Annotated in this window: 4 protein-coding genes; 2 read left to right on the forward strand and 2 right to left on the reverse strand. The window is 69.2% G+C overall.

Going from position 1 to position 3,674, the window contains the following annotated elements; genetic code table 11:
* Positions 1-361 (forward strand): hypothetical protein (locus tag WAL33_RS05935; RefSeq protein WP_422179430.1); only part of this gene is annotated, 361 nt, incomplete at its 5' end.
* Here the strand turns inward: WAL33_RS05935 and WAL33_RS05940 are convergent.
* Together WAL33_RS05940 and WAL33_RS05945 are read right to left on the reverse strand one after the other, a co-directional pair.
* A complete protein-coding gene (locus WAL33_RS05940) occupies positions 358-1,068 on the reverse strand; it encodes a lysophospholipid acyltransferase family protein (protein ID WP_422179432.1) in 711 nt (236 codons plus the stop codon). The two genes, WAL33_RS05935 and WAL33_RS05940, sit on opposite strands and share 4 nt — an antisense overlap.
* Entirely contained in the window at positions 1,065-2,867 is a 1,803-nt protein-coding gene (locus tag WAL33_RS05945; RefSeq protein ID WP_422179434.1) for an ABC transporter ATP-binding protein, read from the reverse strand. The genes WAL33_RS05940 and WAL33_RS05945 overlap by 4 nt, the downstream gene beginning before the upstream one ends.
* Positions 2,868-3,005: 138 nt before the next feature.
* On the opposite strand from WAL33_RS05945, the gene WAL33_RS05950 reads away from it, so the two are divergent.
* Positions 3,006-3,671: a protein tyrosine phosphatase gene (locus WAL33_RS05950; RefSeq protein ID WP_422179436.1), complete on the forward strand. Its 666-nt coding sequence runs from the start codon at positions 3,006-3,008 to the stop codon at positions 3,669-3,671.
* The last annotated feature ends 3 nt before the right edge of the window (positions 3,672-3,674 follow it).

Raw genomic sequence — 3,674 nt, forward strand, 5'->3', positions numbered from 1 at the left:
GCTTTCGGCGCTGTCCGCCGCCGACCTGGAGGCCGAGCCGCTGGCGGGCGAGTTGGGCTGCAGCTTTTCGACCGACGCGGCCTCGCCGCTGCTGGTGGCCAAGGGCGATGTAGCGTCCAAGGCGGTCGCCTTCGGGCTGGTCAAGGTCGGCGACTATGTCGAGCGCGTGGCCGCCCCGGGCGGCTTCGACGGCATGCTGAAGGGCGCGGTGTTCAACGGCGCCGGCAAGACGATCCGCATCGTGCTGACAGGGCCGGCCGTCGGCGGCGGCGAGTCTCCGCCGCGGCCCGCCACCCTGACCTACCTGCGCGGGGACGGCGCCAGCCGGACCTTCGCCGGCCGCTGGACGTGCGGTCCCTAGACGGGGTCCGTCTCGCCCACGATCGCCTCGGCCCGGCGGGTCACGGCCGACAGGCGCGCGGCCCAGGCCTCGAGCAGGGCGTCCGGATCGTCCTCGCGGGCCATGGTCACCGGTCCGTCCCAGACCATGGCGGCCTTGGCGAAGGGCAAGGGAATGACGGTGCGGTCCCAGGTGTTCAGGCGCAGGCACGGGTTCATCGCCACGCCGACGAACAGCACCGGCGCGCCGGTCATCCGGGCCAGGGCCAGGGCGCCCTTCTGCATTTCCTCGACCGGACCGCGCGGGCCGTCCGGGGTGATGGCCATGGCGCCGCCGTCGCGCACCCACTTGACCATGTCGCGGAAGGCCTGCTCGCCGCCCTTGTTCTTGGCGGTGTCGGTCTTCTTGATCGAGGAGCCGCGGATCGAGGGGAAGCCCAGCTTGCTGATCGTGCGGGCGATGAACTCGCCGTCGCGTGATTGGGAGACCAGCACGCGGATCTGCGGCTTGTCGGGCCCCTGCGGCCAGGTCGAGGGGCCGACGGGCACGCGCGAGTGCCACAGGGCCAGGATCGCCCCGCTCTTGTCGCGCAGGCTTTGCGCCCACACCGCCTGGGCGTGCTCCTGGCCCTCGCGGGTCCAGCGCAGGCTGGCGTAGACCAGGCGCAGATAGCCGGCCATCAGGTTGCTCAGCAGGACCATCACCCAGGGCGAACGCAGCGGCTTCAAGCACCCATCTCCGAGGATGACTCCGGGGAGGTTTCAGGCAGCTGATCCAAGTCCTGGGCCTTGGCCAGGCGGGCGTACAGGCCCTTGTGGCGCACCAGCGAGGCGTGGGTTCCGGTCTCGACCACCCGGCCCCTGTCGATCACATAGATGCGGTCGGCGTCCTTCACGGTCGACAGGCGGTGGGCGATCACGATGGTGGTGCGGCCGGCCATCAGCCGCTCCAGCGCCGCCTGGACCTGGGCCTCGCTCTCGGTGTCCAGGGCGCTGGTGGCCTCGTCCAGCAGCAGGATGGGGGCGTCCTTCAGGAAGGCGCGGGCGATGGCGATGCGCTGGCGCTGGCCGCCCGACAGCCGCGTGCCGGCCTCGCCGACGATGGTGTCGTAGCCCAGCGGCAGCTCGCTGATGAAGTCGTGGGCCGCCGCCTGGCGGGCCGCGGCCTCGACCTCGTCCTCTGCGGCGCTGGGCCGGGCGTAGGCGATGTTGGCGCGGATGGTGTCGTCGAACAGGAACGGCTCCTGGGTGACCAGGGCGATGTGGTCGCGCAAGCTGGCCAGGGTCACGCCGCGCACGTCGTGGCCGTCGATGGTCACCGACCCGGCGGTGACGTCGTAGAAGCGCGGGATCAGGTTGAGGATCGAGCTCTTGCCGCCGCCCGACGGGCCGACCAGGGCGACGGTCTCGCCACGGCTGGCGGTGATGCTGACGTCGGACAGGGCCGGGGCGTTGTCGCCATAGGCGAAGCTGACCTTGTCGAAGACGATCACAGCCTCGCCCCGCGGCAGGACCTTGGCGTCGGCCGGATCGACGATGGCGGCCTCGACGTCCAGCGCCTCGAACAGGCGGCGGGCGCCGGTCAGGCCCTCGCTGAAGACCGTCTGCAGGTTGGCGACCTGCCGCAGCGATTGCAGGGCCATGCCGAGGGCGAGCAGGAAACCGGTGAACGTCCCGGCGGTCATGCCCCCCGTGCTGGCCCGCCAGCCGGCATAGGCGAAGACGCCCGCGGTGATCACCGCGCCGAAGGTCTCGGTGGCGGGAGCGGCCATGGCCTTGGCGTTGGAGCCCTTGATCAGGTGACGCTGGCGCCGCTCGATCACGGCGGCCACGCGCGCCTCCTCATAGGCCTCGCGGTTCTCCATCTTGACGATCTTGACGCCGTCCAGGCTTTCCATGATCGCGGTCGACAGGTTGGAGGTCTCGCCCATGGCGCCTTTTGCAGCCTTAGTCGTCTTCTTGGAGAACCGCCGGATGAACAGGCTGGCGACGGGGGCGATGATCAGCACGCCGGACGCCAGGATCCAGTCCAGCCGGAACATCACGACCAGCGTGCCGATCACGGTCAGGATTTCGCGGGTGTAGTTGACCACGCCGTTGGTCGCCGCCTCGCGGATCAGGGTGGCGTCGTACAGCATCGACGAGACGTACGAGCCCGAATGGGCGCCGCGCAGCCGGGCCAGGTCCGAGCGCACCAGCTTGCCGAACAACCGCACCTGCATGTCGCCGACCACGCCGTTGCCGATCTGGTTGATCGACCGCGTCTGCAGCACCTGGAACAGTCCGCGCACCACGGCGATCACGATGATGGTCAGCGGGATCCAGGCCAACGCGCCCGGCTCGGGATGGGTGATCAGCCGGTCGACGGCCAGGGGGGTGATCAGGGGCAGGCAACTGCTCAGCGCGGCGATGATCGCGGCGCTCACCATCGCCGTCGCGAGGGTCCCTCGGCGCGGCTTGAGGTGCTCGCGCCAGATCCGCACGGCGAGGGCGCGGTCGGTGGCTTGCGGCGCGGCGGGATCGGTCATGAGGCAGGGGTCGGATTTCGGGGCGTCACTGTCAAGCTGGGCTATGGTTTAGCAATGCGGCGGGGGTGCGGCGCTGTGGCTTTTGCATTACAGGGCTGTGGCGCCTACTTAACCCCTCTTCACCAAAGGATCGTCCCCTTGGCCGGCTACGACACGACCACCCGCTGGGGGCGGTTTCGCACCTATCTCTCCTATCTGTGGAACGACCACGCCTATCTGCGTCTGGGCTTCAAGAACGACCATTGGGTCAGCCCCGAGCTGGTCCGCACCAACCAGCCGTGGCCGCATCAGCTGGCCGAGTGGAAGAAGCAGGGGATCAAGACCGTCATCAACCTGCGCGGCGGGTTCGACGGCAGCTTCTACGCGCTGGAAAAGCACGCCTGCGAGCAGTTGGGCCTGAAGCTGGTCGACTTCGTGATCACCTCGCGCGAGGTCCCGATCAAGGCGCGGGTGCTGGGCGCGCGCGATCTGTTCGAAAGCATCGAATATCCGGCCCTGATGCACTGCAAGTCCGGCGCGGACCGGGCCGGCATCATGAGCGTGCTCTACTGCCACTATCGCCTGGGCCTGCCGATCGAGGAGGCCCTGGAGCAGCTGTCGCTGAAGTATCTGCACATCCGGCAGGGCAAGACCGGGGTGCTGGACTACACCTTCGAACGCTACCTGAAGGACGCCGCCCCCCAGGGCCTGACCTTCACCCAGTGGGTCGAGAGCCCCGACTATGACCCGGTCAAGATCAAGGCCGACTTCCGGGCCGGGATGATCGGCGGGATCGTGACGGAAGGGCTTTTGCGGCGGGAGTAGGGG

It is taken from the genome of Caulobacter sp. (assembly GCF_049283275.1).
GTDB lineage: Bacteria > Pseudomonadota > Alphaproteobacteria > Caulobacterales > Caulobacteraceae > Caulobacter.